This is a genomic window from Streptococcus mitis (genome assembly GCF_003942965.1).
GTDB classification, from domain to species: domain Bacteria; phylum Bacillota; class Bacilli; order Lactobacillales; family Streptococcaceae; genus Streptococcus; species Streptococcus mitis_BH.
In genome coordinates, this window is sequence record NZ_RJOG01000095.1 from 1 (window position 1) to 511 (window position 511).

The 511-nt window shown below is 33.1% G+C and carries 1 pseudogene; it reads left to right on the forward strand.

Annotated features, from left to right (window positions below):
• Window positions 1–511, forward strand: a pseudogene (locus D8837_RS09605) (helicase-exonuclease AddAB subunit AddA); the annotation flags it as partial.

Consider the following 511-nt stretch of genomic DNA (forward strand, 5'->3'; position numbering starts at 1 on the left):
ATTAAAACTAGTTATTTTGAGCAAGCAATGATGTCTAATACTATCAAACTATCCATACCAAGTTTAACTTACAGTCAAAATGTAGAAGAAGCAAAAGTAGCTACTTACTCAGAGCAGATGAGACTCCTATATGTCGCTATGACTAGAGCAGTAAAAAAACTTTATTTGATTGGTTCGAGTGATTTAACAAACGATAAGGAAGATCCTGCTATTAGAAATGGACTTTTAAGTAGTGAAGTTAGACTGGAATCTAAAAATTTTCTAGATTGGATTTTGGGAATTTGTAGAGCTTTTCCAGATGTGAAAGACAGTTTGGATTATCATACTATAAAACTAGATGAGCTCAATAGAAAAACGATAACCTTATTAGATACTCTAACTAATAAGAAAGAGGATTCTCAATCTCATAATCGTCAATCAGAAACGATCAGAGAAGCTCTTGAGATGCTGAAAGAAGCTGATGAATTTAACATAAAACATCAGGCGGCAATCAACCTTCCAAGAGTTCAAA